Source organism: Brevundimonas fluminis (genome assembly GCF_003934285.1).
GTDB lineage: Bacteria > Pseudomonadota > Alphaproteobacteria > Caulobacterales > Caulobacteraceae > Brevundimonas > Brevundimonas fluminis.
Genome location: NZ_RQWJ01000002.1, coordinates 77,587 through 102,814, shown reverse-complemented (window position 1 = coordinate 102,814; position 25,228 = coordinate 77,587). Strand labels below are relative to the sequence as shown.

The window sequence follows — 25,228 nt, the reverse complement described above, 5'->3', positions numbered from 1 at the left end:
CCTGGGGCAATCGGGGCGCCGTCCGCGGGGTTTCGGTCAAGGAATCCTATAGCCGAGCGCCCGGCGGGGGGCGAGCGGGGATGACCGGGGACGATCGGCGCGCCTGACCGCGAATTGTCCACGGGGGACCGCCGCAGGTTCGCCTGCCTGGGGAAACCTCCAACGAGGGGTCAATCGCCCACAGGCGCGCGGCACGCCCGACGCCCCGCCGCGCGGCGACGTTAAGGCTTCATTAACCCTCGACGGCCGACGGCGCCCCGGTTCATCCCCAGCCCACGGAGCCGGCGCGCTCTCCGTGGAGAACCCGGGGACGGCGGCCATGGACCGCCTCTTCATCCCCGCCTTCCCGCCTCCAACTCCCTACTTCCCTTCTTTCGATTCAAGGGAAGGGTTGGGAAGGAAAGAGGTCGGCTTGAGCGCAGACGCGTCAGCCCGTAAGTCCGTCGCATGACGACCCCCCGCCTTCTGCGCGTTCTGGCCGGAGAAACCCCGGACCGCCCGCCCGTGTGGTTCATGCGCCAGGCCGGGCGTTATCTGCCCGAGTACCGGGCTCTGCGCGCGACGACGCCGGGCTTCATCGAGTTCTGCCTTGATCCGGAGAAGGCCGCGGAAGCGACGTTGCAGCCCATGCGGCGGTTCGGCTTCGACGCCGCCATCGTCTTCGCAGACATCCTGCTGATCCCCCGGGCTCTTGGACAGGACGTGTGGTTCGAGGCGGGGGAGGGGCCGCGTCTCGGCGCCCTGCCGCCCGTCGAGGCCATGCGCGCCCTGACCGCCGACGCGGGCCGCGCCTTGTCGCAGGTCGGCGAGACGCTGACCATCGTCCGCAGGGAGCTGGAGCCGGAGCGCGCCCTGATCGGCTTCGCCGGCGCGCCGTGGACAGTGGCGACCTACATGCTGGACGGCGAGGCCCGCACCATCGGCAAGGGCGAGCGGGCGCAGGCGCGGACCTGGGCCTATGAGCAGCCGGAGCTCGTCGACGGGGTTCTGGACGTCCTCGTCGAGGCGACGGCGCACTATCTCAAGATGCAGGCCGAATCCGGCGCCCAGGTGTTGAAGATCTTCGAAAGCTGGGCCGAGGGCCTGCCGGACGACCTGTTCGAGCGGCTGGTCCTGCGCCCGCACCAGAAACTGGTCGCCCGGGTCCGCGAACTGGGCGTGACCCTCCCCTTGATCGGCTTCCCCCGCGGCTCGGCGGCGCTGGCCGAGCGCTATGCGAGCGCCTGCGACGTTCAGGCCGTGGCGCTGGACACCGCCTGTCCGCTTGAGGTCGGCCGACGGGTGCAGGCGATCAAGCCGATCCAGGGCGCGCTGGACCCGCTGCTGCTGAGAGCGGGGGGCGCGGCGCTGGACCGCAGGGTCGACCAGTTGACCGAAGCCTGGGGACGGGGTCCGTGGATCTTCAACCTCGGCCACGGCATCCTGCCGGACGTGCCGATCGCGCACGTCGAGCAGGTGCTGCGGAGACTTGGAGCGCAATGAGCGGACGGACGGAAGGGGCCGGACGGCGGATCGCCGTCGTCCTGTTCAACCTCGGGGGGCCGGACGGCCCCGCCGACGTGAAGCCTTTTCTTTTCAATCTGTTCAATGATCCTGCCATCATCGGTCTGCCCGGATTCGTGCGCACGCCTCTGGCCCGCCTGATCTCCTCCCGGCGGGAAAACAGCGCCCAGGCCAACTATGCCCTGATGGGCGGCGGCTCGCCGCTGCTGCCCGGCACCCGGGCCCAGGCCACCGCGCTGGAGGCCCGGCTGCGTGCGGAGCTCCCCGGTGAGGAGATCCACGCCTTCGTCTGCATGCGCTACTGGCGCCCGCTCACGGAGCAGGTCGCGGCGGAGGTGGCGGCCTTCGCGCCGGACGAGATCGTTCTGCTGCCGCTGTATCCCCAGTTTTCGACCACGACGACGGAGTCGTCGCTCAAGCTGTGGCGCGAGACCTATCGGGGACCGGGGAGGTCGCGCACGGTCTGCTGCTGGCCCGTCGCCGACGGCTGGATCGAGGCGCAGGCGCGCGCGATTTCGGCCAGGCTCGCGGAAGCGGGAGACGCGGCCGTGCGGGTCCTGATGTCGGCCCACGGCATCCCGGAGAAGCTGGTCTCGGGCAAGGGCGACCCCTACCAGGAGCAGGTCGAGTCCACCTGCGCGGCGTTGGCCGCCCGGCTCGACCTCGGCCCGCGAGGCGACCGCTGGGACGTCTGTTACCAGAGCCGGGTGGGTCCTTTGAAATGGCTGGGTCCGTCCACGCCGGAGGCGATCGGGAAGGCCGCGGCGGATGGGGTGGGGGTGCTGCTGACGCCGGTCGCCTTCGTGTCCGAACACATAGAAACCCTCGTGGAGCTGGACGTCGAGTACGCCGAGCTGGCCCACGGCCTGGGCGTGGCGCCCTATCTGCGCGCGCCGGCGGCGGGCGTCGCGCCCGATTTCATCGGCGCACTGGCCGCCGCGGTGACGGAGGCCCTCGGACGCGAGGGGACGGCGCCCCACGGGCCCGGTTGCCGCAAAGACTGGAAGGCGTGTCCGTGTCAGACGGAAAGGCGTGCGGCATGACGACCTACGACCTTGCGCGGGGCCTGCACATTCTTGCGGTCATCGCGTGGATGGCGGGGATGCTGTTCCTGCCGCGGCTCTACGCCTACGACGCCGAACAGGCCGAGAAGCCGGAACCTCTGAGGTCCGGGATGCGGGACCTGCTCCGCACGTGGCAGACCCGGTTGCTGAAGATCATCGTCAATCCGGCCATGACGGCGGCGTGGATCTTCGGGGGCTGGCTGATCTGGATCGACGGCACGACGCGCGGCTGGGAGTTCCTGGTGCAGCCGTGGATGCTGGCCAAGCTGGCCGGCGTGATCGCCCTCAGCGCGTGGCACGGCTTTCTTGCCGGCGAACGAAAGCGCATCCATGCCGGGACGTCGAGGAGGTCCGGCCGCTTCTGGCGCATGACCAACGAGATCCCCTTCGTGATCGCGGTCGTCATGGTGCTCTCGGTGACCACGGAATGGACTTTCGGTTGACCTGACGGCGGCGGCGTGGTTTCGCTGGCGGCGAACCGATCCTGGCCCGGCCGGACGGTCCCTCTCCTTCCGACGATGCCGCTTCCTTCGAGAGAGGCGGAGTCCATCGTCCCTCCTGCGGCCGTGAGGCCGGACATTCCCGCGACTTCGAGCCTCGCCCTAGCGAGCGCTTGACCGCGTCTGCCTGAAGAAGACCCATGACCGACGTCCGCGACACCGATCCGACCGCTCCCGAAGCCGAAACCCTGGACGCCGTCCGGGGCGACGAAGTCTCCGCCGCCGATCTGCCGATGGTCGATCAGGAGGCCGACGAGGAGGACGAGGACGACGGCGAGCCGATCGTGCCCAACGGCCGCATCACCCTTGCCGAGCTCAACGAGAAGACGCCGGCCGATCTGGTGGCGTTCGCCGAAGGGCTGGAAATCGAGAACGCCTCAAACCTGCGCAAGCAGGACCTGCTGTTCGCCATCCTTAAGGCCTTGGCCGAGGAGGAGGTCGAGATCATCGCCGACGGCGTCCTCGAGATCCTGCCGGACGGCTTCGGTTTCCTGCGCAGCCCCGACGCCAACTATCTGCCGGGCCCTGACGACATCTACGTCTCGCCGTCCCAGATCCGCCGCTTCGGCCTGCGCTCGGGCGACACCGTCCACGGCGCCGTGCGCGGCCCGCGCGAGGGAGAGCGCTACTTCGCCCTGCTGAAGTGCGACACGATCAACCTGGAAGACCCCGAACTGGTCAAGACCAAGGTCCTGTTCGACAACCTGACGCCGCTCTATCCCGAAGAGCGGCTGCACATGGAAATCCAGGATCCGACCCTGAAGGACCGCACGGGTCGCGTCGTCGACATCGTCGCCCCGCTCGGCAAGGGCCAGCGCTGCCTGATCGTGGCCCCGCCGCGCGTCGGCAAGACGGTCATGCTGCAGAACGTCGCCAAGTCGATCGAGGCCAATCACCCCGAGGTCTTCCTGATCGTCCTGCTGATCGACGAACGCCCTGAGGAAGTCACCGACATGCAGCGCACGGTGAAGGGCGAGGTCGTGGCCTCGACCTTCGACGAGCCGGCCACCCGCCACGTCGCGGTGGCCGAGATGGTGATCGAAAAGGCCAAGCGCCTGGTCGAGCACAAGAAGGACGTGGTGATCCTGCTGGACTCCATCACCCGTCTGGGCCGCGCCTACAACGCCACCGTGCCGTCCTCCGGGAAGGTGCTGACCGGCGGCGTCGACGCCAACGCCCTGCAGAGGCCCAAGCGGTTCTTCGGCGCCGCCCGCAACATCGAACAGGGCGGTTCGCTGACCATCATCGCCACGGCGTTGATCGACACCGGAAGCCGGATGGACGAGGTGATCTTCGAAGAGTTCAAGGGCACCGGCAACTCCGAGATCGTGCTGGACCGCAAGGTCGCCGACAAGCGGATCTTCCCGGCCATCGACGTTCTGAAGTCGGGCACCCGCAAGGAAGACCTGATCACCCCGAAGGACCAGCTGGCCAAAACCTATGTCCTTCGCCGCATTCTGAACCCGATGGGTCCGCAGGACGCGATCGAATTCCTGCTCGACAAGCTGCGCCAGTCGAAGAACAACGCGGACTTCTTCCAGTCTATGAACACCTGACGCGCCCAAGGCGTTTCACGTGAAACAGGGGACGGCCGCATGAAGGTCAACGTCGAGATCGACTGCACTCCGGCCGAGGCGCGCGCCTTCCTGGGTCTCCCGGACGTCACGCCTCTTAACGAGGCCATGATCGCCGAGATGCAGTCGCGCATGCAGGCCAACGTCGCCGCCATGCAGCCGGACGAACTGATGAAGACCTGGACCAGCTTCGGCCTTCAGGCTCAGGATCAGTTCCGCCGTCTGATGGAAGCGGCCACGAAGGGCTGAGGTGGCCGACACCGTCTTTGCCCTGGCGACGCCGGCCGGACGGGGTGCGATCGCCGTCGTCCGGATCAGCGGGCCGAAGACGAAGGCGGCCCTGACGGCGCTCGTGGGGTCTTCGCCCCGGCCCCGTCTGGCGACCCTGAGGACCCTTCGCCATGGCGAGGCCCGTCTGGATCAGGCCCTCGTCCTGTGGTTTCCGGCCCCGGCCTCGTACACGGGCGAGGACGTGGCCGAGCTCCATCTCCATGGCGGTCGGGCCGTCGTGGAAGGGGTTCTGTCGGCCCTGTCCGATCTCGGACTTCGCCCCGCCGAACCGGGCGAGTTCACGCGCCGGGCGTTCGAGAACGGCAGAATGGACCTGGCACAGGCCGAGGCCGTCGCCGACCTCATCGACGCGGAGAGCGCGGCACAGGCGAAGCAGGCGCTGGGCCAGCTCGACGGCGCCCTGAGCGCGGTCTACTCGGGGTTCCGGGCCGACCTGCTGCGGGCGCTGGCCCTGGTCGAGGCCGAAATCGACTTTCCCGACGAGGAGATCCCGGAGAACCTGGCCCGGACGGCCGGGCCGATTCTGGATCGCCTCGCGGACGACCTGCGCCGTGCCCTGTCGGATGCGGATCGGGGAGAGCGGGTGCGCGAGGGGTATCGCGTCGTCCTGATCGGCGAGACGAACGCCGGGAAGAGCTCGCTGTTCAACGCCCTCGTCGCCCGCGAGGCGGCCATCGTCACCCCCATCCCCGGCACGACGCGGGACGTGCTGGACGCCCAACTGGTGATCGAAGGATACGCCGTGACGCTTTCGGACACGGCCGGGCTGCGGGAGTCCGACGACCCGGTCGAGGCGGAGGGGGTGCGCCGCGCGCGGGCCCGCGCCGCGGGCGCGGATCTGCGCCTGTGGGTACGGGCGCCCGGCGATCCCGAAGGGGCCGCTGCGGCCTTCGTCCAGGACGACGATCTGGTGATCTGGACCAAGGCGGATCTGGCGCCGCCGGACGGCGCGGGTTTGTCCGTGTCGACGGCGACGGGTCTGGGACTCGACTCCGTGCACGCGGCCCTCGCGGATCGGCTCCGTCGCGACCTGACCGGCGCCGACTTTCCGGCTGTGACCCGCTCCCGCCACCGCCGGCGGCTGGGCGAGGCCCTGGCGGCCGTGCAGGACGGGCGGCGGGCGCTCCGTCTCGCGCCGGAGATGGCCGGCGACGACCTGCGACGGGCCGCCACCGCCCTGTCCCAGGTGACGGGGGAGATCGGCGTCGAGGACGTCCTGGGCGAGGTCTTCGCCAGCTTCTGCATCGGCAAGTGACGTTTCACGTGAAACGCCGCGCCGGGTGGAATTTCGCGGCGGTTTCGACTATGTCCCGCGTCCCATGACCAGCTTCGACGTCATCGTCATCGGCGGCGGCCACGCCGGCTGCGAGGCCGCGGCGGCCTCCGCGCGCGCGGGCGCCCGGACGCTTCTGTTGACGCAGAAGCTGGAGACGATCGGCGAGATGAGCTGCAACCCCGCGATCGGCGGCCTGGGCAAGGGCCACCTGGTGCGCGAGATCGACGCCATGGACGGCCTGATGGGCCGCATGGCCGACCTGTCGGGCATCCAGTTCCGCATGCTGAACCGCTCCAAGGGGGCGGCGGTGCGGGGCCCGCGCAGCCAGATCGACCGGCGCCTGTACCGCGAGGCCATGCAGGCCGAACTGGCGGCCACGCCGAACCTCACGCGTCTGGCGGGCGCCGCCGAGCGGCTAATGCTGGCCGGCGCCCGCGTCGTCGGCGTCGTGACCGGCGCCGGCGAGGAGATCGCCGCCGGCGCCGTCGTGTTGACGACGGGCACCTTCCTGAACGGCGTGATTCACAAGGGCGACGCCCGCATCCCGGCCGGCCGCCACGGCGAAGCGCCGTCGATCGGCCTGGCCGCCGACCTTCGCGCCGCCGGACTGGCTCTGGGGCGGCTGAAGACCGGCACGCCCGCGCGGCTCGACGGCCGGACCATCGCCTGGGACCGGCTTGAGATGCAGGCGGCCGACGACGAGCCCGTGCCTTTCAGCTTCCTGACCGATCGCATCGCCGTGCCGCAGATCGCCTGCGGCATCACGGCGACGACGGAAGAGACGCACCGGATCATCGCCGAGAACCTCGGCGAAAGCGCCGTCTATGGCGGGCGCCTGTCGGGACGGGGCCCCCGCTACTGTCCCTCGATCGAGGACAAGGTCGTCCGCTTCGCCGACAAGACCTCCCACCAGATTTTTCTCGAGCCCGAGGGTCTGGACGATCCGACCGTCTATCCGAACGGCATATCCACCTCCGTGTCCGACGCCACCCAGACGGCGTTCCTGCGCACCATTCCCGGGCTGGAGGCCGTAAAGGTGTTCCGCTTCGGTTACGCCATCGAATACGACTACGTGGATCCGCGCGAGCTGACGCCCGGGCTGGAGGTCAAGGCGCGCCCCGGCCTGTTCCTCGCCGGCCAGATCAACGGAACGACCGGTTACGAGGAGGCGGGCGCCCAAGGGTTGATGGCCGGGCTCAACGCGGCGCGCAAGGCGGGCGGGCAGGACGCGGTCGTCGTCGGCCGCGACCAGGGCTACGTCGGCGTCATGATCGACGACCTCGTCACCCGGGGCGTGACCGAGCCCTACCGCATGTTCACCAGCCGGGCCGAATGGCGGCTGAACCTGCGCAGCGACAATGCCGATCAACGCTTGACGCCTGTGGCCGAGGCGGCAGGGATCGTCGGCGCCGACCGCCGCCGGCGTTTCGCCGACAAGCGTTCGCAGGTCCTGTCGGCTCTGGCGGCGGCGCGAGAGACGTCCTTCACGCCCAGGCAGGCCTCGGAGCTCGGCGTGGTCGTGAACGCCGACGGTCGCCGCCGCTCGATCCGGGACCTTCTGGGCCACCCCGGCGTGACGCTGGATCAGTTCCGTTCCGTCCTGCCGCAGATCGCCGACTGGTCGGCGGAGGTGCGCGAGCAGGTCGAGGTCGACGCCGCCTATGCCGGCTATCTGGACCGACAGGCCGCGGACGCGGCGGCGCTGAAGCGGGATGAGGACCTGCGTCTGCCGGTCGACCTGGACTACGCCGCGGTCGGCGGTCTGTCGAACGAGGTGCGCGAGAAGCTGGAGCGCGTCCGACCGCTCAGTCTGGGTCAGGCCGGCCGCATCGAAGGGATGACGCCCGGAGCCCTGACGGCGCTGCTGGCCCACGTCCGGCGCGTCGCGGCGTGACCCTCGACGCCGCCGGTTTCCAATCCGCGACGGACGCGACCGACGCGGTGGTCGCCGACCTCGACGCGTATCGCCGCATGCTGATCGAGAGCAACGCGGTGATGAACCTCGTCGGGCCGGACACCTTGGCCGATTTCTGGAACCGCCACGCGCTGGATTCGGCCCAACTGATCCCGCACGTCCCGGACGCCCGGACCTGGGCCGATCTGGGCGCCGGCGCGGGCCTGCCCGGCGTCGTGCTCGCGGTCTTCATGAAGCCGCGCGGCGGGCATGTGCATCTGATCGACAGCCTGCAGAAGCGCTGCCGCTTCCTCCAGTCGGTCGTCGACGCCCTCGATTTGCCGGCGACCGTGGTCTGGGGCCGCGCGGAGCAGCATGCCGCCAGGGTCGACGTCGTCACGGCGCGCGCGGTCGCCCCGCTGACGAAGTTGCTCGGCTATGCACAGGCTTATCACCAGAAGGGCGCGGCGGGCCTCTATCTCAAGGGGGAGAAGGCCGAGGCCGAGGTGGCGGAGGCCCGCAAGGTCTGGCATTTCGAAAGCCAGTTGTTCCCGTCGCGCAGCGACGCGCGGGGACGCGTGGTGTCCGTCCGGAGTCTTCGCCGTGTCCGCCAATAGCCGCGTCCTCGCCGTGTCGAACCAGAAGGGCGGAGTCGGCAAGACCACCACCGCGATCAACCTCGGCACCGCCCTGGCCGCCATTGGCCAGCGCGTGCTGATCGTCGACATGGATCCGCAGGGCAATGCCTCGACGGGGCTCGGCGTTCCACGTGAAACACGCCGTGTGACCATCTACGACGTCATCGTGGACGGCCGCCCGGTGGACGACGCGGCGGTGCCGACGGCCGTTCCCGGTCTGCACATCATTCCGGCCGACGCCGACATGTCGGGCGTGGAGATCGAACTGAGCCAGGCCGACCGCCGATCGTACCGTCTGCGCGACGCGCTCGCGGCGCAGGCGGCGGGGCAGGGGGCCCCTTTCGACTACGTCCTGATCGACTGCCCCCCGTCGCTGAACCTGCTCACGCTCAACGCCATGGCGGCCGCCGACGCCGTTCTGGTTCCGCTTCAGTGCGAGTTCTTCGCCCTCGAAGGCCTCACCCAGCTGATGAAAACGGTGGACATGGTGAGGCAGAGCCTGAACCCGAAGCTCGAGATCCAGGGCCTCGTGCTCACCATGTACGATCGCCGCAACGCCCTTTCGGGACAGGTCGAAGCCGACGTCCGCGCGCATTTCGGCGACAAGGTGTATGACTCCGTCATACCTAGAAACGTCCGCGTTTCGGAAGCGCCGTCCTTCGGCAAGCCGGCGCTGATCTACGACCTGAAATGCGCGGGCAGTCAGGCCTACCTGAGATTGGCGCGGGAAGTGGTGGCGCGCGAGCGCGTCCGGCTGCAGGCGGCCTGAGGAGTTGGAGGGGATGATGAGCGAACGTCAGCGCGGCCTGGGGCGGGGCCTGTCGGCCCTGCTGGGCGAACAGGTGGTCGAGAGCGCGCCGGTCGACGGGGGACCGGTTCCGGCCGGCGTGCGCAGCGTGCCGATCGAGGCGCTGAAGCCCAATCCGGATCAGCCGCGAAAAATCTTCGCCAAGGAGGATCTGGACGAGCTGGCGGGCTCCATCCGCGATCGCGGCGTGCTGCAGCCCATCCTCGTGCGGCCCCACCCCGACGAGCCGGGGGCATGGCAGATCGTCGCCGGCGAGCGCCGCTGGCGCGCCGCGCAGCAGGCGCGACTGACGGAGGTGCCGATCGTCGAGCGCGTTCTGGACGACGTGGCGGTGCTGGAAGTCGCCATCATCGAGAACGTCCAGCGCGCCGACCTCAACCCGCTTGAGGAGGCGGAGGCCTATCGCGTCCTCATGGACCGCTTCGGCCGGACGCAGGACGCCGTGGCCGGGGTCGTCGGCAAGAGCCGCAGCCACGTGGCCAACACCCTGCGCCTTCTGCAGTTGCCGGAAAGGGTCTTGACCTACGTCCGGGAGGGCAAGCTCTCCGCCGGGCACGCCCGGGCCCTGATCAACACGCCGGATCCCGGCGCCCTGGCCGACCGCGCCTATATGGACGGGCTGAACGTCCGCCAGACCGAGGCGCTGGCGCGTCGGGCGACGGAAGGGGAGCGGCCGACGCCCCCGAAATCCCGCGTCACGCCGGCCGGCGCCGACGCCGACCCCGACATCGCGGCGCTCGAGCAGGATCTGGCCGACGCCCTGGGCCTGAAGGTGCGCCTGTCCGCCGGGCCGGGAGAGAAGGGGGAGCTGACCCTGCAGTGGCGCAGCCTCGACCAGCTGGACGACCTGTGCCGACGCCTGATGAAGGCCTGAGCGACGACGCGGCCGCGGCGGAGATCGGCGAGCTCTATTCCCGCCATGCCGACGCATGGGCCGCAGCGCGCGGCGTGACGCTGCGACCCGACGAAGCCGTCCATCTGAATCGTTTCATGGCGGCGCTGCCCGCAGGCGGCGCGGTGCTGGACCTCGGCTGCGGCTCAGGACGGCCCATCGCCGCCACCCTGATCGCACGCGGCTTCCGCCTGACCGGCGTCGACGTCTCGCCTGCCTTGATCGACCGATGCCGCGCGGCCTTTCCGGAGCACGACTGGATCGCCGCCGACATGCGCGGCCTCGATCTGGGGCGCCGCTTCGACGGCGTGTTGGCCTGGTGGTCCAGCTTCCATCTGACGGCTGACGCCCAGGAGGCCATGGCCGGGGTCTATGCCCGCCACGTGAGGCCGGACGGAATCCTGATGTTCGTCGGCGGCCCGAGGCGCGGCGTCGCCATGGGCGAGTGGATGGGCCGGCCGCTGCATCACGCCAGCCTGGATCCGGCGGAGTACCGCGAAGGACTGGCGCAGGCGGGCTTCGTCGGGATCGAGGAAAAGGTGCTCCACCTGCACGACGAGGGCGCACGGGTCTGGACGGCGCGGCGGAATGCGTCAGACTGAGGCCATGACCGACGAACCGGGCAATCCGACCACCGAGGCCATGAAGAGGGCCCTCGCCGCCAAGCGCGCGGGCGCCCTGGCGCCGAAGTCCGGCGGCTTCAAGCCCGGCCAGCACGCGGAGAAGGTGGTGGAGCGCCAGAACGCGGCGCTGAACAAGCCCGCGTTCCGGCGGGCGTCCAAGCGGGGCTAGAGCCCCAGTCTGCGGGCCCGGGCCGAGATCTCCAGCACCAGACGCTCGGCGATCAGCTGGTCGGGGGAGCCGGTGGAGCGGCAGGCCAGTTCGGCGGCGTTCAGGGAGTCCATGACGGCGTCCAGGGCCTCGGGGGTCCACGACTTCACCTGCCGCAGCGCCTCGGCCTCCTGCTTCCAGAAGACGCCGGCCGCCTTCGTCGCCTCCTTGGCCCCGGCCCCCGCGCCGACCAGGGTCTGCACCCGGATCAGGACCTGCAGCTGCCGGCCGATCGCGCGCAGGGCGGCGACGGCGCCCTCGCCCTCCAGAAAGGCGCGGCGCAGGCCGGATTGAGCCGGCGCGGCCTTTCCGCCGAAGGCCTGCTGGGCAGCGTCCTGAAGGCTGGCGTCCGGCTCGACCCCGAGATGCTGTTCGAGTTCGGCCACGTCGATCGTCCGCCCGCTGCCGGGGCCGATGAACAGGGCCAGTCTCTCGATCTCCTGCCGCATAAGGCCGCGTTCGCGCGGCAGGCGGGCCACGAAGCGATCCAGCGCGTCTCCGGTCAGACCGACCTTGTCGGCGGCCAGCGCCTCCCGCGTCATGCGGGCCACGTCGCCGACTTCGTCCTCGTAACAGGCGATTCCGACGGCGTTCGGGCTGGCCTCGGCCGCCTTGCGCAGGGCGGAATCGCGGCCCAGGGCCCCCGCCTCCACGACCAGCAGGGCGTCAGGATTGAAGCCGCCCTCCGCATGGACCTTCAGGGCCGCGGCCAAGGCCTTGTCGGTCGCCGCCTTCTCGGCCGAAAGACGCACGCGGACCAGCCGGCGGCCGCCCATCAGGGACATGGCGGCGAGCGCGTCCTCCAGACGCCCGTCTCCCGCGTCGACGTCTGCGTCCGCCAGCAGGCTGACGTTGAAGGGGTCGTTCAGGTCCGGGGTGACCATCCGGCAAAGGGTCTCGGACCGCTCGGCCACGCCGGAGCGGTCGCGGCCATGGATGACGACGGCCCGGACGGCAGGGTCAGGAGATTTCAGAAAGCGCTCGACCTCGGGGCGCTTGCTCAGGATCACGGGATCAACGCCCCGCGATCGCGGCCAGCACGTCCAGACGGACTTCCCGCGCCAGTTCGGCGGCGGCACGGACCTCCGCGTCTTCCTGGGCGGCGATGGCCGCCACGGGCTGGTCGGCGGACGCGTAGGTGACGACGGCCGTTTCGAGGCCCGTCACCGGCCGGCCCCCGGCCGTGGGCGTCAGCACCCAGGCCATGCGGACGGTCAGCTCATAGCGGGCGGCGGTGTCGTCGATCCGGCGGCCGACCGGGCGGCGGTCCTGTTCGACGGCCGTCTCCAGGCGCCAGGCCGGCGTGGCCCCCAGATCGGCCCCGAAAGCGTCTTCCAGCGCCTCACGAAGGCGATAGCCGAAGCGATCGTCCGGCGTCGACACGGCGACGCGCGAGAGCGCCATGCCCGCGCCCTCGCCGTACAGGGGCGTGAAGCCGCAGGCGGACAGGCCCAGCGCCGCCGCCGCGATCAGGGCAGGGCGGCGGATCACGCCACCACCAGGTTGACGATGCGGTCCTTGACCACGACCACCTTCCTCACCGTCTGCCCCTCCAGCCGCGCCAGCACTTCGGAATCGGCCAGCACGATCGCCTCGACTTCGGCCGGTTCCAGTCCTCGGGCGACGCGGATCTCGCCGCGACGCTTGCCGTTGACCTGGATCGGCAGGGTCACTTCATCGTCGGCCGCCAGCGCCGGGTCGAAGGCCGGCCACGACGCGTCGAGGATCATCCCGTCTTCGCCCAGCCGCGTCCAGCACTCCTCGGCCAGATGGGGCACGAAGGGGGAGATCAGGCGGGCGAAGGCCGACAGGGCCTCGCGCCGGGCCTCGCCGCCCGCGGACTCATGGGCCCTGAGCGCCCCGAGGAAGCCGTACAGTTTCGCGATCGCCGAATTGAAACGGAATTGTTCCACGCCTTCGGTGACCGCCTTGATGGTCTTGTGCGTCTCGCGACGCAGGGCGACGTCGGCGTCAGGCGCGCCCGGACCGATCTCGCGGTCGAACTCGGCCCAGACCCGCTGAACGAAGCGGCTCGCGCCCTCGACGCCGCCGGTGGTCCATTGGACGTCGCGCTCCGGCGGGCTGTCGGACAGGACGAACAGGCGCCCGGCGTCGACGCCGTGCAGGTCGACGATCTCCTGCGGGGCCACCACGTTCTTCTTCGACTTCGACATCTTCTCGACGTCGCCGATGGCCAGGGCCTCGCCGGTGGACAGGCGCCGCGCAGACCGCTTTCCGGCCTCGGTGGTCAGGTCGACGTCCGCGGGTTCCACCCATTGGCCGTCGGCGGTGCGGTAGGTCTCGTGCACGACCATGCCCTGGGTGAACAGGCCGGCGAACGGCTCCTTCACGCTCATCAGTCCGGCGTCGGAAAGGGCGCGGCTGATGAAGCGCGCATAGAGCAGGTGCAGCACGGCATGTTCGACGCCGCCGATGTATTGGTCGACCGGCAGCCAGCGGTTCGCTGCGGCGGCATTGATGGGCTCCGCCGCGTTCGGATCGGCGAAGCGGGCGAAATACCAGCTGGAGTCCACGAAGGTGTCGAGCGTTTCCGTCTCCCGGGTCGCGGCGCCGCCGCAGTCGGGACAGGCGACGTGCTTCCAGGTCGGATGGCGGTCCAGGGGATTGCCGGGCACGTCGAAGGTCACGTCCTCGGGCAGGACCACCGGCAGCTGGTCCCCCGGCACCGGCAGGACGCCGCACGCGTCGCAGTGGATCACCGGAATGGGGCAGCCCCAATAGCGCTGCCGGCTGACGCCCCAGTCCCGGAGACGATACACGGTCGCGCCGGCGCCCTGGCCCATGGCTTCGATGCGGGCGATGGCCGCGGCCTTGGCCGCCTCGACCTCCATGCCGTTCAGGAAGTCCGAGTGGAACAGACGGCCGGGGCCCACGTAGGCCTCGTCGCCGATCGAGAAGTCGTCACCGGCCCCGTCGGGGCGCACCACCGGGATCACGGGCAGCCCGTACTTGCGGGCGAAGTCCAGGTCGCGCTGGTCGTGCGCCGGACAGCCGAAGACGGCGCCGGTGCCGTAGTCCGACAGGATGAAGTTGGCGATCCAGACCGGGATTTCCCGCCCGTCGAAGGGGTGGAGGACCCTCAGGCCCGTGTCCCGGCCGATCTTCTCGGCCTGTTCGATGTCGGCGGTCGAAGCGCCGCCCTTGCGGCACTCGGCGACGAAGGCGGCGACCTCGGGATTCTCCGCGGCCAGCCGTTGGGAGATCGGGTGGTCGGGGGCCAGGCCGAGGAAGCCGGCCCCGAACAGGGTGTCTGGCCGCGTGGTGTAGACGGTGATCCCGTCCTCGAAGCCTTCCGGCGGCTGACCGGCGAAGCGCCAGATCATCTCAAGGCCCTTCGACCGGCCGATCCAGTTCTCCTGCATCAGCCGGACCTTGTCGGGCCAGCGGCCTTCCAGCTCCTTCAGCCCCTCGATCAGGTCGTCGGCATAGTCGGTGATGCGCAGGAACCACTGGTTCAGCTTGCGCTTCTCGACCACCGCCCCCGAACGCCAGCCGCGCCCGTCGATGACCTGCTCATTGGCCAGCACCGTCGCGTCGACCGGGTCCCAGTTGACGGTGCCTTCGCGGCGGTAGACCAGGCCGCGGCGGAACAGCTCCAGAAACCAGGCCTGCTGCTTGCCGTAGTACTCGGGCTCGCAGGTGGCGAACTCGCGCGACCAGTCCAGCGACAGGCCGAGCAGCTTCAGCTGCTCGCGCATGGCGGCGATGTTGGACCGGGTCCAGTCGCCGGGATGGACTCCGCGTTCCATGGCCGCGTTCTCGGCCGGCATGCCGAAGGCGTCCCAGCCCATGGGATGCAGGACGTCGAACCCCTGCGCGCGCTTCAGCCGCGCCACCACGTCGCCCATGACGTAGTTGCGGGCGTGGCCCATGTGGATGTTCCCGGATGGGTAGGGGAACATCTCCAGCACATAGTATTTCGGCCGGCCGGTCGACGTCTCGGGCGCCCGGAAGGCGCCAGCGGCGGCCCATCGCGCCTGCTGGCGGGGTTCGGCGGTCTTGGGATCGTAACGGGCCACGGGGAGGCGGTTCCTGGGGGCAGGGGGCCCGTCAGGCTCGGCCGGCGGGCCCGGGATCAGTCGGGGAGGGCTGGACGCCCGTCAAGCCGGGCGCGCGGAAATCAGCGGGCGTCGGCCAGGTTGAACTGACGCGCCTTGGTCAGGATGGCGTTTTCCAGGTCGGTCTCGGTCTGGGGATCGACCGCGGCGGCGACCCACTGGCCCGAGGCGTCCTGCACCTGCTTGGTCAGCGACACGTTCAGCGCGTCGGCGCGCAGGCGGGTGTCGAGGATGAACACCGTCGCCTTGAAGCGCTCGTTCGGCGTGCGCGGGTCCGAATACCAGTCGTAATTGATCACGCCGCCCCACGGGTCGGCGCTGGTCAGCGGCATGAAGCTGAGCGTGTCCAGGGTCGCGCGCCACAGGTAGGCGTTGACGCCGATGCCCAGTTGCGCGCTTTCGGCCGCCGCGCGCGTCGTGGGCCCGCCGCCGAAGACGTCGCCCACGGTCGGGCCGAAGGGACGGTCCGTCGAGCAGGCGCCCAGCGCCAGGGTGGAGGCGATCAGGATGGTCGCGGCGCCGCGAACAAACAGCATGTAGACACTCCGTCAGACGTCGCCGCGCGGGGCGCGCAAGCCGCCGATGCGCGGGCAAATCCGGCTCGGTCGGGCTCTATAGCACGGCGAAAAGGGGCGATGACAAGGCGAAGGCGCGGCGGAACGGCGAACTCGCGTCGCAACGGCGCCGTTCGCGTGGCGGGCGACGCGCGGCGGCAGTCTTCGCGTGACGCGGGCGACACAAGCGGGAAGGGAACGACCGCCCGCCGTCGCCGTTCGATTGACCGGAGGCGGCCCCGGCGCCTAGATCGACGACCGGGCTATGGAACAGACGCCGCACATGACCGCGCAGACGCGACCGATGCAGGGACGAGGGGCCGCCGCGGCGGCCCTGGGCGCCCTCGTGCTCGTCGCCCTGGCCGGCGCCGCCGAGGCCCAGACGGCCCGGCGTCCGGTGGTTTCGGCCGGGGAGGCGTCGCGCGCCGCCGAACTGGCCCCTTCGCGCCGCGCCCTGCGGCTGGACCGTTCGGGCCGCTGGAGCGTCGACTTTTCTCTGGATCCCTCGCTGAGCGACCCGGCCCGCGTGGGGGACGTCGGCGCGGGCGCCTATTACAGCGTCAACCCGCGCCTCCGGGTCGGCGCCTCGGCGGGTCTGGTCGAAGGGCCGGAGAATCCCGGTCGACCGGTCCAGAACAGCCGAGACGTCGCCCCGCGCGTCCGGCTGGAATCGACCTTCCGCTTCTAACGCCCCAAGGCGGCCGTCACCGCGCCCACGGCCGCGATCCCGCACGCGCCCGACCCCCGCAGCAGGCGGGCGGTCGTCGCGTCGATCCCTCCAAGCGCGTAGGCGGGCGCCCCCGCGGCGGCGAGCATGGCCGTCAGTCCTCCGAGCCCGAGGGGCGGGCGGTCCGGCGAGGGTCCGCCGTGCGGAAAGACGGGCGAGATCAGGACGGCGTCCAGCGCGCAGGGGGCGGACCGCTCGGGAGCATGAAGGGCTCCGGTCAGCAGCCAGTCCGGGCGCGTCCCGCGCACGACCGCGGCCCGACCAAGAACCCGTTCCGGCAGATGCAGGCCGTCGGCGCCGACCGAGGCGGCCAGGTCCGCGTCCTCCGCGATCAGGAGCCGTACGCCCGCGACCCGGGTCACGTCCCGCAGCCGTGCCGCCTCGTCCGCCGCTTCGGCGCGCCTGAAACCGCGGTGGATCACCGCCGCCCCGGGCGGGAGACGCGCGGCCGTTCGCCACGGCTGCGGCGTGCGGGTCGGATCGGTCATGAAGATCAGCGGCGGCAGACGCGCGACGCGGGGGTCGACCGCCGCCGCCGCGCGGTTTAGGTCCAGCGCGACCCGCCAGAGTTCGTCAGGGGGAACCCGTCCGTCCATGGCCGCCTCTTCGCCGATCCCGCCGCCGCCGTCCATCGCCGCCCGCCTTGCGGGGGCGCGCGCCCGCATCGCGACCGCCGAAGCGGCGTCGGGCCGCCCCGCCGGTTCGGTGACGATGACGGCGGTGACCAAGACCCAGCCGCATGAAGCCGTGGCGGCCGCCATCGCGGCGGGCGCCGACGTCTTCGGCGAAAATCGGGTGCAGGAGGCCGGGGCGCGCTGGGCGGAGCACCCCCGGCCGCGCGAGCTGCGCCTGATCGGTCCTCTGCAGTCCAACAAGGCCGCGGCCGCCTGCGAGCTGTTCGACGTGATCGAGACCCTGGACCGCGACGGTCTGCTGACCGCGCTCGCGTCCGAGGCGCAGAAGCGCGGGCGCTCGCCGCGCCTGCTGGTCCAGGTCAACACCGGCGAGGAACCTCAGAAGGCGGGTGTGGCGCCGGATCAGGCGGACGGCCTCATCGCCCGGGCCCTGGCGGCGGACCTGCCGGTCGAGGGGTTGATGTGCATTCCGCCGGCCGACCAGGCGCCGGAGCCCCACTTCGCCCTGCTGGCGGGGATCGCCGCGCGCAACGGCCTGTCGGTCCTGTCGATGGGAATGAGCGAGGACTTCGAGGCGGCGATCCGGCTCGGCGCCACCCACGTGCGGCTGGGATCGGCCCTGTTCGGCCCCCGTCCGGCGCCCGGACGGTGAAGCCGATCCGGTTTTCGGGCGTTCGGGGTTGGCGTTCCCGCACAGCGTCGCCATTCTGAGTTCATGCCCAGCCCCAAGACGATCCTGATCATCGACGACGACGACGACCTGCGGGAGGCGCTGGCCGAGCAGCTGGCCCTGCACGAGGAGTTCGCCCCTCTTCAGGCCACGACGGCGGGCGAGGGGGTCAGGCTGGGCCGGGAGTCCCGCGCGGACTTGATCCTGCTGGACGTCGACCTGCCCGACATGGACGGCCGCGAAGCCTGTCGCCTGCTGCGCAAGGACGGGGTGTCGACGCCGATCATCATGCTGACCGGCCAGACCTCGGACTCGGACACCATCCTCGGCCTCGACGCCGGGGCCAACGACTACATCACCAAGCCCTTTCGCTTCGCCGTCCTGCTGGCCCGGATCCGCGCCCATCTGCGAAGCCACGAACAGTCCGAGGACGCGGTGTTCCGAATCGGCCCGTACGACTTTCGCCCCGCCTCCAAGGTTCTGATGGGCGACAAGGGCAAGAAGGTCCGCCTGACCGAGAAGGAGACCAACATCCTCAAGTACCTCTACCGCGCCGGCGCCAAGGCCGTGTCGCGCGAGGAACTGCTGACGGAGGTCTGGGGCTACAACGCCGGCGTGACCACCCACACGCTGGAGACGCACATCTATCGCCTGCGCCAGAAGATCGAGCCGGAGCCGGGGCAGGCGCGGCTGCTGGTCACCGATCAGGGCGGCTACAGGCTGCAGCCCTAGCCGGTCACCCCGGCCGCCACTGACTGAGCACGACGCCGTCGGCGGTCTCGAAGGCGACGCGGTCGATCGCCGTGGCGGCCACGCAGGTCGGCCGGGCGTCCGGGCCGGGCGCGCGGCACCGGAAGGCGCGGCCGTCGGGGAAACTGACGATGCGACCCTCGATCCGGACGCGCCAGCCGGCGGGCGGCACGGCCGGGGCGGCGCCGTCCGGGCCCCGAAGGACGTGGCGGTAGGCCCGCCCGTCCCGGCGATTCAGGCGTGAGGCTCCGGCCTCGTGCACGCCGGCCAGACCGACGCTCGGCGCCTCGGCGAAGGCGGCCCCGATCTGCAGTGGGTCGGAGCGCACGGTGGGGCAGCGATCCTCCAGCAGCCAGGCGCGGTCGATCCAGTGACCCTCGACGGACTCCCACTTCGCGCCCGAGCCGGTGATCAGGGCGGACTCCGTCCAGTCGGCGGGCGACAGCGCGAGCACGATCGCCTGTCTGTCGGCGTCCTGCCAGGTCGCTTGGGCCAGACCGTCCAGAGCCGAGCCGCCTGCGGCCTTCGGCCCGCCGCAGCCGAACGGCAGGCTGACCGAGAAACTGCGGCCGACCAAGGGGTCGCCCTCGCCGGGCGTCGTGCCCACGGCATAGGCGCCGGCGGCGGCCGCGGCCCCGGCGATGAAGTCCGCGCGGGTCAGCGGCAGGGCGGGCGACGGGACCGTCGCGTTTTCGGTTTCGGGCGGCCGCGCGGGCACGGCGTCGACGGCCTCGCGGTCTCCACACCCCGCAACAAAGCCGGCAACGGCGCTCGCAAGCACCAGGGAAATCAGCGACTTCAACTTCACGTCAGCCATGCAACGAAGCCTAGCAGCCGCGCGCTGTGATGGCGACCTTGGCCGTTCAGGCGGGTTGACGCGCCCGGCGCGTCGGAGTCTGGAGGGGGCATGAGTTTCGACCAGATCACGGCCCTTCTGGTGCTGCTCGCCGTCGTCGGCGTTCTGATCCACGGCCGTCTGCGCGCCGACGTGGTGGCCCTGACCGGAGCGGCGGTCCTGCTCATGCTGGGCGTGGTCCGTCCCACGGAGGTCCAGTCGGCCTTCGCCAGCCCGGCGATCATCGCCCTGGCCGGGCTGTTCGTCATCGCCTACGCCATCGAGCTGTCCGGCCTTCTGGGCCTGATGATCCGGCAGGCGACGAAACTGGCGAAGCGGTTCGGCGCGGCGGGCCTCTGGGCGGTGCTGGGCATGTGCGGCTCGCTGGGCGGATTCCTGAACAACACGCCGGTGGTGGTGCTGGCCGCGCCGGTGGTGCGCGACGTGGCGAAGTCGTTGAAGCTGTCTCCCAAGCGCTTCCTCATGCCGCTGAGCCACATCTCGGTCCTGGGCGGCCTGCTGACCCTGATCGGCACCTCGACCAACCTGCTGGTCAACGACATGGCGAGGAACGCGGGTCAGCCCGTCTTCACCCTGTTCGAGATCACGCCCGTGGGACTGGCGATCGCCCTGACCGGCGCGGTCTGGCTGTACGTGGTCGGCGCCCGCCAGCTAGGCGCGACCGTCGGGGCGGACGAGCGGGAGGCCGCCTATCTGGCCGCGCTGGAGGAGGCCGAACGCGAAGCCGAGGCGGAACGGCAGCGCAAGCGCCGCCTGCGGCTGCCCTTCGGCCTGCCCTTTCTCGGCGAGGCGCGCACGAACCGCGACGGTTCAGGCGACGCCCATCTGGGCGACGTCGGCCTGTTCGAGGCCGCCGACCGGCCGTTCGACCTGAAGCGGGCCCTGATCGCGGCGGCCGTGTTCGTGACCGTGGTGGCTGCGGCGGGGCTGGGGCTGATCCCCATCGCGGCCGCGGCCTTCGCCGGCGCCGTCGCCCTGATCCTGTTGCGCGTGCTGACGGCGGAAGAGGCCTATGCCGGTCTGCGGCCCGAGATTCTGCTGCTCATCGCCGGCATGGTGGTGATCGGCATCGCCATCGAAGTGACCGGCCTCGCCCAGGCCGGCGCCGAGGCGCTGATCGACGTGATCCGGCCGCTGGGGCCGCTGGGGGCGCTGATCGTGCTCTATGGCGTGACCCTGTTCGCCACCGAACTGCTGTCCAACGCCACGGTGGCGGTTCTCATCACGCCCGTCGCCGTGGCTCTGGCGGAAAGCCTCGGCGTCGACCCCCGGCCGTTCCTCGTCTGCGTGATGATGGCGGCGTCGGCGGCCTTCGCCACGCCGTTCGGCTATCAGACCAATGTGCTGGTCTTCCAGATGGGCGGCTACAGCTACATGGACTTCGTGCGGGTGGGCCTGCCGTTGAACCTCATCACCTGGGCGGCGGCCATGATCGCCATCCCGACCTTCTTCCCGTTCTAGACGTCGAGATCGACCGCGACGGGGGCGTGGTCGCTGGGTCGGTCCCACGCGCGGACGGGTTCGTGGATCACGGCCGAGCCCGGCACGACGGCCGGCGTCAGGCCGGGGCTGGTCCAGACGTGGTCCAGCCGCAGGCCGCGGGCGGTCTTGCGGAAATCGACGGCGCGATAGCTCCACCAGCTGGCCAGCCTGGTCGGCTCGGGCGTCTGGTCGCGGACCACGTCGGCGAAGCCGCCGGCGTCCTGCAGCCGGCGCAGGGTCTCGACCTCGACCGGCGTGTGGCTGACGATCCTGGACATGTATCTGTGGTTCCAGACGTCGTTCTCGCCGGGCGCGATGTTGAAGTCGCCGGCCATGACCAGCGGCGCCTGGCGGTCGCGCCGCGCCACGTCGGCCGTCAGCCGCTCGTAGAAGTCCAGCTTGTGGTCGAACTTGGGGTTCAACGCCCGGTCGGCCACGTCACCGCCGGCCGGGATGTAGAAATTCTGGAACTCGACCCCGGCGATCCGCCCGGCGACGCAGCGGCCATGACCCTCGCGGCAGGCCTCGATGCGGGGCGCGTCCTCGATCGGCAGGCGGCTGGCGATCGCCACGCCGTGCCAGCCCTTCTGGCCCGCCAGCCGCAGGTACGGCAGACCCATCTCGTCGAAGGCGGCGCGGGGAAACTGGTCCTCCGTGCACTTGATCTCCTGCAGCATCAGCACGTCGGGCCGGGCCTCGGCGACGAAGCGGGCGACCTGGTCGATGCGCAGGCGGACTGAGTTGATGTTCCAGGTGACGACGCGAAGCATGACCGGGACCTAGCAGGCCGAAAGCCGGGGCGCGACCCGCCCTCAGGCAGCGAACGACCGCGCCGTGAGCGGGAGTCCGGACCCAAAGAAACGCCCGGCCAGAGGACCGGCCGGGCGCGTCTCAGTTCGTCTCTCTTCGCCGCCGGGAGGGGGATGTTCCACGGAGGTCAAGCGGGCCGGAGCCCTGTTGCCTGAGTGCCACAGGCGAGGAAAAACGTCAAGCCGAAATCCGGATCGCAGCCTGCGTGGCCACATGGCCACGCTTCGCCCCGCGGGCGAATCAGCGGCGGCCCGGGCGGCGGGTCGGGTCGCGCAGCTGGAACAGGCTGGCCGACAGGCCCGAGGCGGGCGACAGGCTGGTCAGCTGGGTGCGCGTCCGCGTGCCCTGGGCGTCGACCACCGTCCATTCCTGCAGCCGCATCGGCGAGCCGGCGAAGGCCAGGATGGCGTAGCCCTCGTTCGGACGCCGCGCGTCCCGGACGGTCACGGCGAAGGCGCCCGACGGGCGGATCGTGACGTCGTCGACGCGCACGCCCTGGTCGAAGCTGACGTTGCGCGACAGGAAGGTCGACAGCGGGGTCTGGCCCAAGGGCACCTGCTGGAAGGTGTTCAGGCGCGGGTCGTAGCGCATGACGTTGGAGCCGTCCGACACGACCAGCAGGCCCTGCGGATTGCTGTACTCGAACCGCATCTTGCCCGGACGCTGCAGCCAGAAGCGACCGGTGCGGCGCTGGCCGCCGGCCCCCGTCTCGGTGAAGGCGCCCTGCGCCGACGTCAGCCCGCGCAGATAGGTCTGGGCCCGGCCCAGCGCCTCGCGGTCGGCGGCCGACAGGCCGGCCTGCGCCCACGCGGGGGCGGCGGCGAGCGCCGCGAGGGTTCCGAGCGCGAAGGCGCGACGGGAAACGGTCATGGTCTTCTCCCTTATGGGATTGTGAGTTCGGTCTTCATGCCGCCCGGCCTTGGCGCGGGGAGGGCGCCAGCCTGACCATATTCCGGCGGCGGGATGAAGGGTCGTTCAGGAACGCCGAAGCCGGAGGGCGGTTCACATCACCGGCGGCGGCCCCGCCAGAACCTCGCGCTTGCCGGCATGATTGGCCGGGGTGATGACGCCTTCCTGCTCCATGCGCTCGATCAGGGTGGCCGCACGGTTGTAGCCGATCTGCAGACGCCGCTGGACGTAGCTGGTCGAAACCTTGCGGTCGCGCGTGACCACGGCCACGGCCTGATCGTAGAGGTCGTCGCCGGATGAGGAATTCCCGCCCGCGCCTCCGCCATACGGACCGTCGTCGTCGCCGTCGCCGTCCGGATCGTCGGTGACCAGGTCGAGGTACTCCGGCTCGGCCTGGGCGCGCAGATGCTTGCAGACGGCCTCGACCTCCTGATCGGTGACGAACGGCCCGTGCAGGCGGGTGATGCGGCCGCCGCCGGCCATGTAGAGCATGTCGCCCTGGCCCAGCAGCTGCTCGCCGCCCTGCTCGCCCAGGATGGTGCGGCTGTCGATCTTCGACGTGACCTGGAAGCTGATCCGCGTCGGGAAGTTGGCCTTGATGGTGCCGGTGATGACGTCCACTGACGGGCGCTGGGTGGCCATGATCAGATGGATGCCGGCGGCGCGCGCCATCTGGGCCAGACGCTGGACCGCGCCCTCCACGTCCTTGCCGGCGACCAGCATCAGGTCGGCCATCTCGTCCATGACCACGACCAGATAGGGCATGGGCTCGGGCCGGATCTTCTCGCTCTCGTAGACCGGGCGGCCCTGGTCGTCGAAGCCGGTCTGGACCGTCCGCTCGAAATGCTCGCCGGACGCCTGCGCCGCGCGGGCGCGCTCGTTGTAGCTGGCGACGTTGCGCACCCCCAGTCTGGACATGCGGCGATAACGGTCCTCCATCTCGCGCACCGTCCACTTCAGGGCGACGACGGCCTTCTTCGGATCGGTGACGACGGGGGCCAGCAGGTGCGGGATGCCGTCGTAGACGGACAACTCCAGCATCTTCGGGTCGATCATGATGAAGCGGCAGTCGGCGGGCGAATGCCTGTACAGAATCGACAGGATCATGGCGTTGACCCCGACCGACTTGCCCGAGCCGGTGGTGCCCGCGATCAGCAGGTGCGGCATCCGCGCCAGATCGGCGACGTACGGCTCTCCGCCGATGGTCTCGCCCAGCGCCAGCGGCAGCAGGTGCGACGGCTTGTCGAACTCCGTCGAGGCCAGCAGGTCCCGCAGATAGACCGTCTCGCGCCGCGCGTTGGGCAGCTCGATGCCGATGGCGTTGCGGCCCTGGACCACCGAGATGCGGCAGGCGCGGGCCGACATGCTGCGGGCGATGTCGTCCGACAGGGCCACTACCCGACCGTGCTTGACGCCCGGCGCAGGGGCCAGTTCATACAGGGTGACCACCGGGCCGGGGCGGATCTGGTCGATCACGCCCTTGACCCCGAATTCGGCCAGCACCTCCTCCAGCATGCGGGCGTTCTGCTTCAGCGCCTCCTCGTCGACGGCGGCGGCGCGTTTGGCCGGCTTTGCCAGCATGCCCAGCGGGGGCAGGTCGAACGCCCCTTCCGGCCGCACGAAGTCGAAGCTGCCCTGATCGTCGTCGAGGCGCTTCGACGTCTTCGCGGCCTTCGGCGCCGCGACGCGGGGTTCCGACACGAGAGCAGGCTCGGGCGCGCGGGGCGCGGGCTCGTCCCACGGCGGGGACGCCTCATTCCCCTCGGCGTCGGGCAAGCGCTGGGCCACCTCGGGCTCCGGGCGGGGCCGCGGACGCGGTTGGCGGACGGGAAGTGGCGGCGGCGCGGGCCGTCGACGCCCGGCGGCCCAGTCGATGGCGTCCCGAAGGTCCGTCGTCTTCAGGCCCAGCGCCCGGCCCAGCGCCAGCAGGGCGCCGCCGAAGCACAGCACGCCCATGATCGCGCGCGCCCCCGGCACGCCAAGCGCCTTCAGCCCGCCCGCAAGCAGGCCGACGACGGCGTCGCCCCAGAGCCCGCCCAGACCGGTCGCCAGCGGCCAGGCCTTCGGCGCGGCGGGGGCCGACATGGCGGCGGCCAGCAGAAGCACGCCGGTCAGGGCCAGCACGGCGTTCAAAGGCGTCGGCCGCAGTCGCTGACGCACGGCGTCGCCCAGCGCCGTCGCCAGGCCGAAGGCGATCAGCAGCAGGGCCGCGGCGTGGGCGGCCAGTCCCAGTGACTGCATGAACAGATCGGCGAACAGGGCCCCCTGGGCGCCCAGCCAGTTGGTCGGCTCGCCCCGGCTGGCTACGTTCAGGCTCGGATCGTCCCGGTTCCACGACACCAGGGCAAACACCAGCAGGCCGGCCAGAAGGGCCTGCAGCACGCCCCGGAACCGCACGGCCGCCGGCGCCCGCCACAGGATGCGGGCCCCGATCCAGACTTGCTGACCGACGGCGTGGGCGGCGGACATGGGGCGGCGATCCTCC

The 25,228-nt window shown here is 70.9% G+C and carries 25 protein-coding genes; 16 read left to right on the top strand and 9 right to left on the bottom strand.

The features are described 5' to 3' along the window. Nucleotides 1-447 precede the first annotated feature (447 nt). The 12 genes from hemE to EFJ44_RS00885 all read left to right on the top strand — a co-directional run bounded on the left by hemE (nt 448) and on the right by EFJ44_RS00885 (nt 11,232). Entirely contained in the window at nt 448-1,482 is a 1,035-nt protein-coding gene (hemE, locus tag EFJ44_RS00940; RefSeq protein WP_125255316.1) for a uroporphyrinogen decarboxylase, read from the top strand. Continuing rightward, the gene (hemH, locus tag EFJ44_RS00935) at nt 1,479-2,546 is read left to right on the top strand and encodes a ferrochelatase (RefSeq protein WP_125255315.1); all 1,068 of its coding nucleotides are present in this window, start codon (nt 1,479-1,481) and stop codon (nt 2,544-2,546) included. The genes hemE and hemH overlap by 4 nt, the downstream gene beginning before the upstream one ends. Further along, the gene (locus EFJ44_RS00930) at nt 2,543-3,010 is read left to right on the top strand and encodes a CopD family protein (RefSeq protein ID WP_125255314.1); all 468 of its coding nucleotides are present in this window, start codon (nt 2,543-2,545) and stop codon (nt 3,008-3,010) included. The genes hemH and EFJ44_RS00930 overlap by 4 nt, the downstream gene beginning before the upstream one ends. A 197-nt stretch (nt 3,011-3,207) precedes the next feature. Further along, nucleotides 3,208-4,623 carry a transcription termination factor Rho gene (rho, locus tag EFJ44_RS00925; protein WP_125255313.1) on the top strand — a complete coding sequence of 472 codons (1,416 nt, stop codon included), beginning with the start codon at nt 3,208-3,210 and terminating at the stop codon, nt 4,621-4,623. Nucleotides 4,624-4,662: 39 nt separating this feature from the next. Beyond that, a complete protein-coding gene (locus EFJ44_RS00920) occupies nt 4,663-4,890 on the top strand; it encodes a DUF6489 family protein (RefSeq protein WP_125255312.1) in 228 nt (75 codons plus the stop codon). Between the two features lies 1 nt (nt 4,891). Further along, nucleotides 4,892-6,187 (top strand): tRNA uridine-5-carboxymethylaminomethyl(34) synthesis GTPase MnmE, encoded by a 1,296-nt coding sequence (mnmE, locus tag EFJ44_RS00915; protein WP_125255311.1) that lies wholly within the window; start codon nt 4,892-4,894, stop codon nt 6,185-6,187. A 64-nt stretch (nt 6,188-6,251) separates the two neighbouring features. After that, nucleotides 6,252-8,102 (top strand): tRNA uridine-5-carboxymethylaminomethyl(34) synthesis enzyme MnmG, encoded by a 1,851-nt coding sequence (gene mnmG, locus EFJ44_RS00910; RefSeq protein WP_125255310.1) that lies wholly within the window; start codon nt 6,252-6,254, stop codon nt 8,100-8,102. Continuing rightward, nucleotides 8,099-8,719 carry a 16S rRNA (guanine(527)-N(7))-methyltransferase RsmG gene (gene rsmG / locus EFJ44_RS00905; protein WP_241209633.1) on the top strand — a complete coding sequence of 207 codons (621 nt, stop codon included), beginning with the start codon at nt 8,099-8,101 and terminating at the stop codon, nt 8,717-8,719. The genes mnmG and rsmG overlap by 4 nt, the downstream gene beginning before the upstream one ends. Next, the gene (locus EFJ44_RS00900; protein ID WP_125255309.1) at nt 8,706-9,509 is read left to right on the top strand and encodes a ParA family protein; all 804 of its coding nucleotides are present in this window, start codon (nt 8,706-8,708) and stop codon (nt 9,507-9,509) included. The genes rsmG and EFJ44_RS00900 overlap by 14 nt, the downstream gene beginning before the upstream one ends. A 16-nt stretch (nt 9,510-9,525) precedes the next feature. Next, nucleotides 9,526-10,422, top strand: coding sequence for a ParB/RepB/Spo0J family partition protein (locus tag EFJ44_RS00895; RefSeq protein ID WP_125256036.1), 897 nt, complete (start codon nt 9,526-9,528; stop codon nt 10,420-10,422). After that, the gene (locus tag EFJ44_RS00890; protein WP_206426847.1) at nt 10,398-11,042 is read left to right on the top strand and encodes a class I SAM-dependent DNA methyltransferase; all 645 of its coding nucleotides are present in this window, start codon (nt 10,398-10,400) and stop codon (nt 11,040-11,042) included. Before EFJ44_RS00895 ends, EFJ44_RS00890 begins: the two co-directional genes overlap by 25 nt. A 4-nt stretch (nt 11,043-11,046) precedes the next feature. After that, on the top strand, nt 11,047-11,232 hold the full coding sequence (locus EFJ44_RS00885; protein ID WP_125255308.1) for a hypothetical protein: 186 nt from the start codon (nt 11,047-11,049) through the stop codon (nt 11,230-11,232). On the opposite strand, the gene holA is transcribed toward EFJ44_RS00885, so the two are convergent. The 4 genes from holA to EFJ44_RS00865 form a co-directional block, all read right to left on the bottom strand. Beyond that, nucleotides 11,229-12,281 (bottom strand): DNA polymerase III subunit delta, encoded by a 1,053-nt coding sequence (gene holA, locus EFJ44_RS00880; RefSeq protein WP_125255307.1) that lies wholly within the window; start codon nt 12,279-12,281, stop codon nt 11,229-11,231. The two genes, EFJ44_RS00885 and holA, sit on opposite strands and share 4 nt — an antisense overlap. A 4-nt stretch (nt 12,282-12,285) precedes the next feature. Further along, complete coding sequence (gene lptE / locus EFJ44_RS00875; RefSeq protein ID WP_241209632.1) at nt 12,286-12,762, bottom strand: LPS assembly lipoprotein LptE; 477 nt, start codon at nt 12,760-12,762, stop codon at nt 12,286-12,288. Further along, nucleotides 12,759-15,311, bottom strand: a complete 2,553-nt coding sequence (gene leuS / locus EFJ44_RS00870) for a leucine--tRNA ligase (RefSeq protein ID WP_125255306.1) — start codon at nt 15,309-15,311, stop codon at nt 12,759-12,761. The genes lptE and leuS overlap by 4 nt, the downstream gene beginning before the upstream one ends. 101 nt (nt 15,312-15,412) lie before the next feature. After that, nucleotides 15,413-15,886 carry a DUF3576 domain-containing protein gene (locus EFJ44_RS00865; RefSeq protein WP_125255305.1) on the bottom strand — a complete coding sequence of 158 codons (474 nt, stop codon included), beginning with the start codon at nt 15,884-15,886 and terminating at the stop codon, nt 15,413-15,415. A 301-nt stretch (nt 15,887-16,187) separates the two neighbouring features. On the opposite strand from EFJ44_RS00865, the gene EFJ44_RS00860 reads away from it, so the two are divergent. Then, nucleotides 16,188-16,592: an NtrZ family periplasmic regulatory protein gene (locus tag EFJ44_RS00860; protein WP_125255304.1), complete on the top strand. Its 405-nt coding sequence runs from the start codon at nt 16,188-16,190 to the stop codon at nt 16,590-16,592. On the opposite strand, the gene EFJ44_RS00855 is transcribed toward EFJ44_RS00860, so the two are convergent. After that, nucleotides 16,589-17,227 (bottom strand): thiamine phosphate synthase, encoded by a 639-nt coding sequence (locus EFJ44_RS00855; protein WP_206426846.1) that lies wholly within the window; start codon nt 17,225-17,227, stop codon nt 16,589-16,591. The two genes, EFJ44_RS00860 and EFJ44_RS00855, sit on opposite strands and share 4 nt — an antisense overlap. Between EFJ44_RS00855 and EFJ44_RS00850 the strand changes: the two genes are divergently transcribed. Beyond that, nucleotides 17,226-17,918 (top strand): YggS family pyridoxal phosphate-dependent enzyme, encoded by a 693-nt coding sequence (locus EFJ44_RS00850; RefSeq protein ID WP_125255302.1) that lies wholly within the window; start codon nt 17,226-17,228, stop codon nt 17,916-17,918. The two genes, EFJ44_RS00855 and EFJ44_RS00850, sit on opposite strands and share 2 nt — an antisense overlap. Nucleotides 17,919-17,981: 63 nt before the next feature. Continuing rightward, nucleotides 17,982-18,668 (top strand): response regulator transcription factor, encoded by a 687-nt coding sequence (locus tag EFJ44_RS00845; RefSeq protein WP_125255301.1) that lies wholly within the window; start codon nt 17,982-17,984, stop codon nt 18,666-18,668. 4 nt (nt 18,669-18,672) lie between these two features. Here the strand turns inward: EFJ44_RS00845 and EFJ44_RS00840 are convergent, their stop codons facing one another. Then, complete coding sequence (locus EFJ44_RS00840; RefSeq protein WP_125255300.1) at nt 18,673-19,503, bottom strand: hypothetical protein; 831 nt, start codon at nt 19,501-19,503, stop codon at nt 18,673-18,675. A 90-nt stretch (nt 19,504-19,593) separates the two neighbouring features. Between EFJ44_RS00840 and EFJ44_RS00835 the strand changes: the two genes are divergently transcribed. Continuing rightward, nucleotides 19,594-21,003 carry an SLC13 family permease gene (locus tag EFJ44_RS00835; RefSeq protein WP_125255299.1) on the top strand — a complete coding sequence of 470 codons (1,410 nt, stop codon included), beginning with the start codon at nt 19,594-19,596 and terminating at the stop codon, nt 21,001-21,003. On the opposite strand, the gene EFJ44_RS00830 is transcribed toward EFJ44_RS00835, so the two are convergent. From EFJ44_RS00830 to EFJ44_RS00820, 3 genes are all read right to left on the bottom strand, one after another. Beyond that, complete coding sequence (locus EFJ44_RS00830) at nt 21,000-21,794, bottom strand: exodeoxyribonuclease III (RefSeq protein WP_125255298.1); 795 nt, start codon at nt 21,792-21,794, stop codon at nt 21,000-21,002. The two genes, EFJ44_RS00835 and EFJ44_RS00830, sit on opposite strands and share 4 nt — an antisense overlap. A 280-nt stretch (nt 21,795-22,074) precedes the next feature. Beyond that, nucleotides 22,075-22,704, bottom strand: coding sequence for a LolA family protein (locus tag EFJ44_RS00825; protein ID WP_125255297.1), 630 nt, complete (start codon nt 22,702-22,704; stop codon nt 22,075-22,077). A 132-nt stretch (nt 22,705-22,836) separates the two neighbouring features. Continuing rightward, nucleotides 22,837-25,212, bottom strand: a complete 2,376-nt coding sequence (locus tag EFJ44_RS00820) for an FtsK/SpoIIIE family DNA translocase (RefSeq protein WP_125255296.1) — start codon at nt 25,210-25,212, stop codon at nt 22,837-22,839. Nucleotides 25,213-25,228 lie beyond the last annotated feature (16 nt).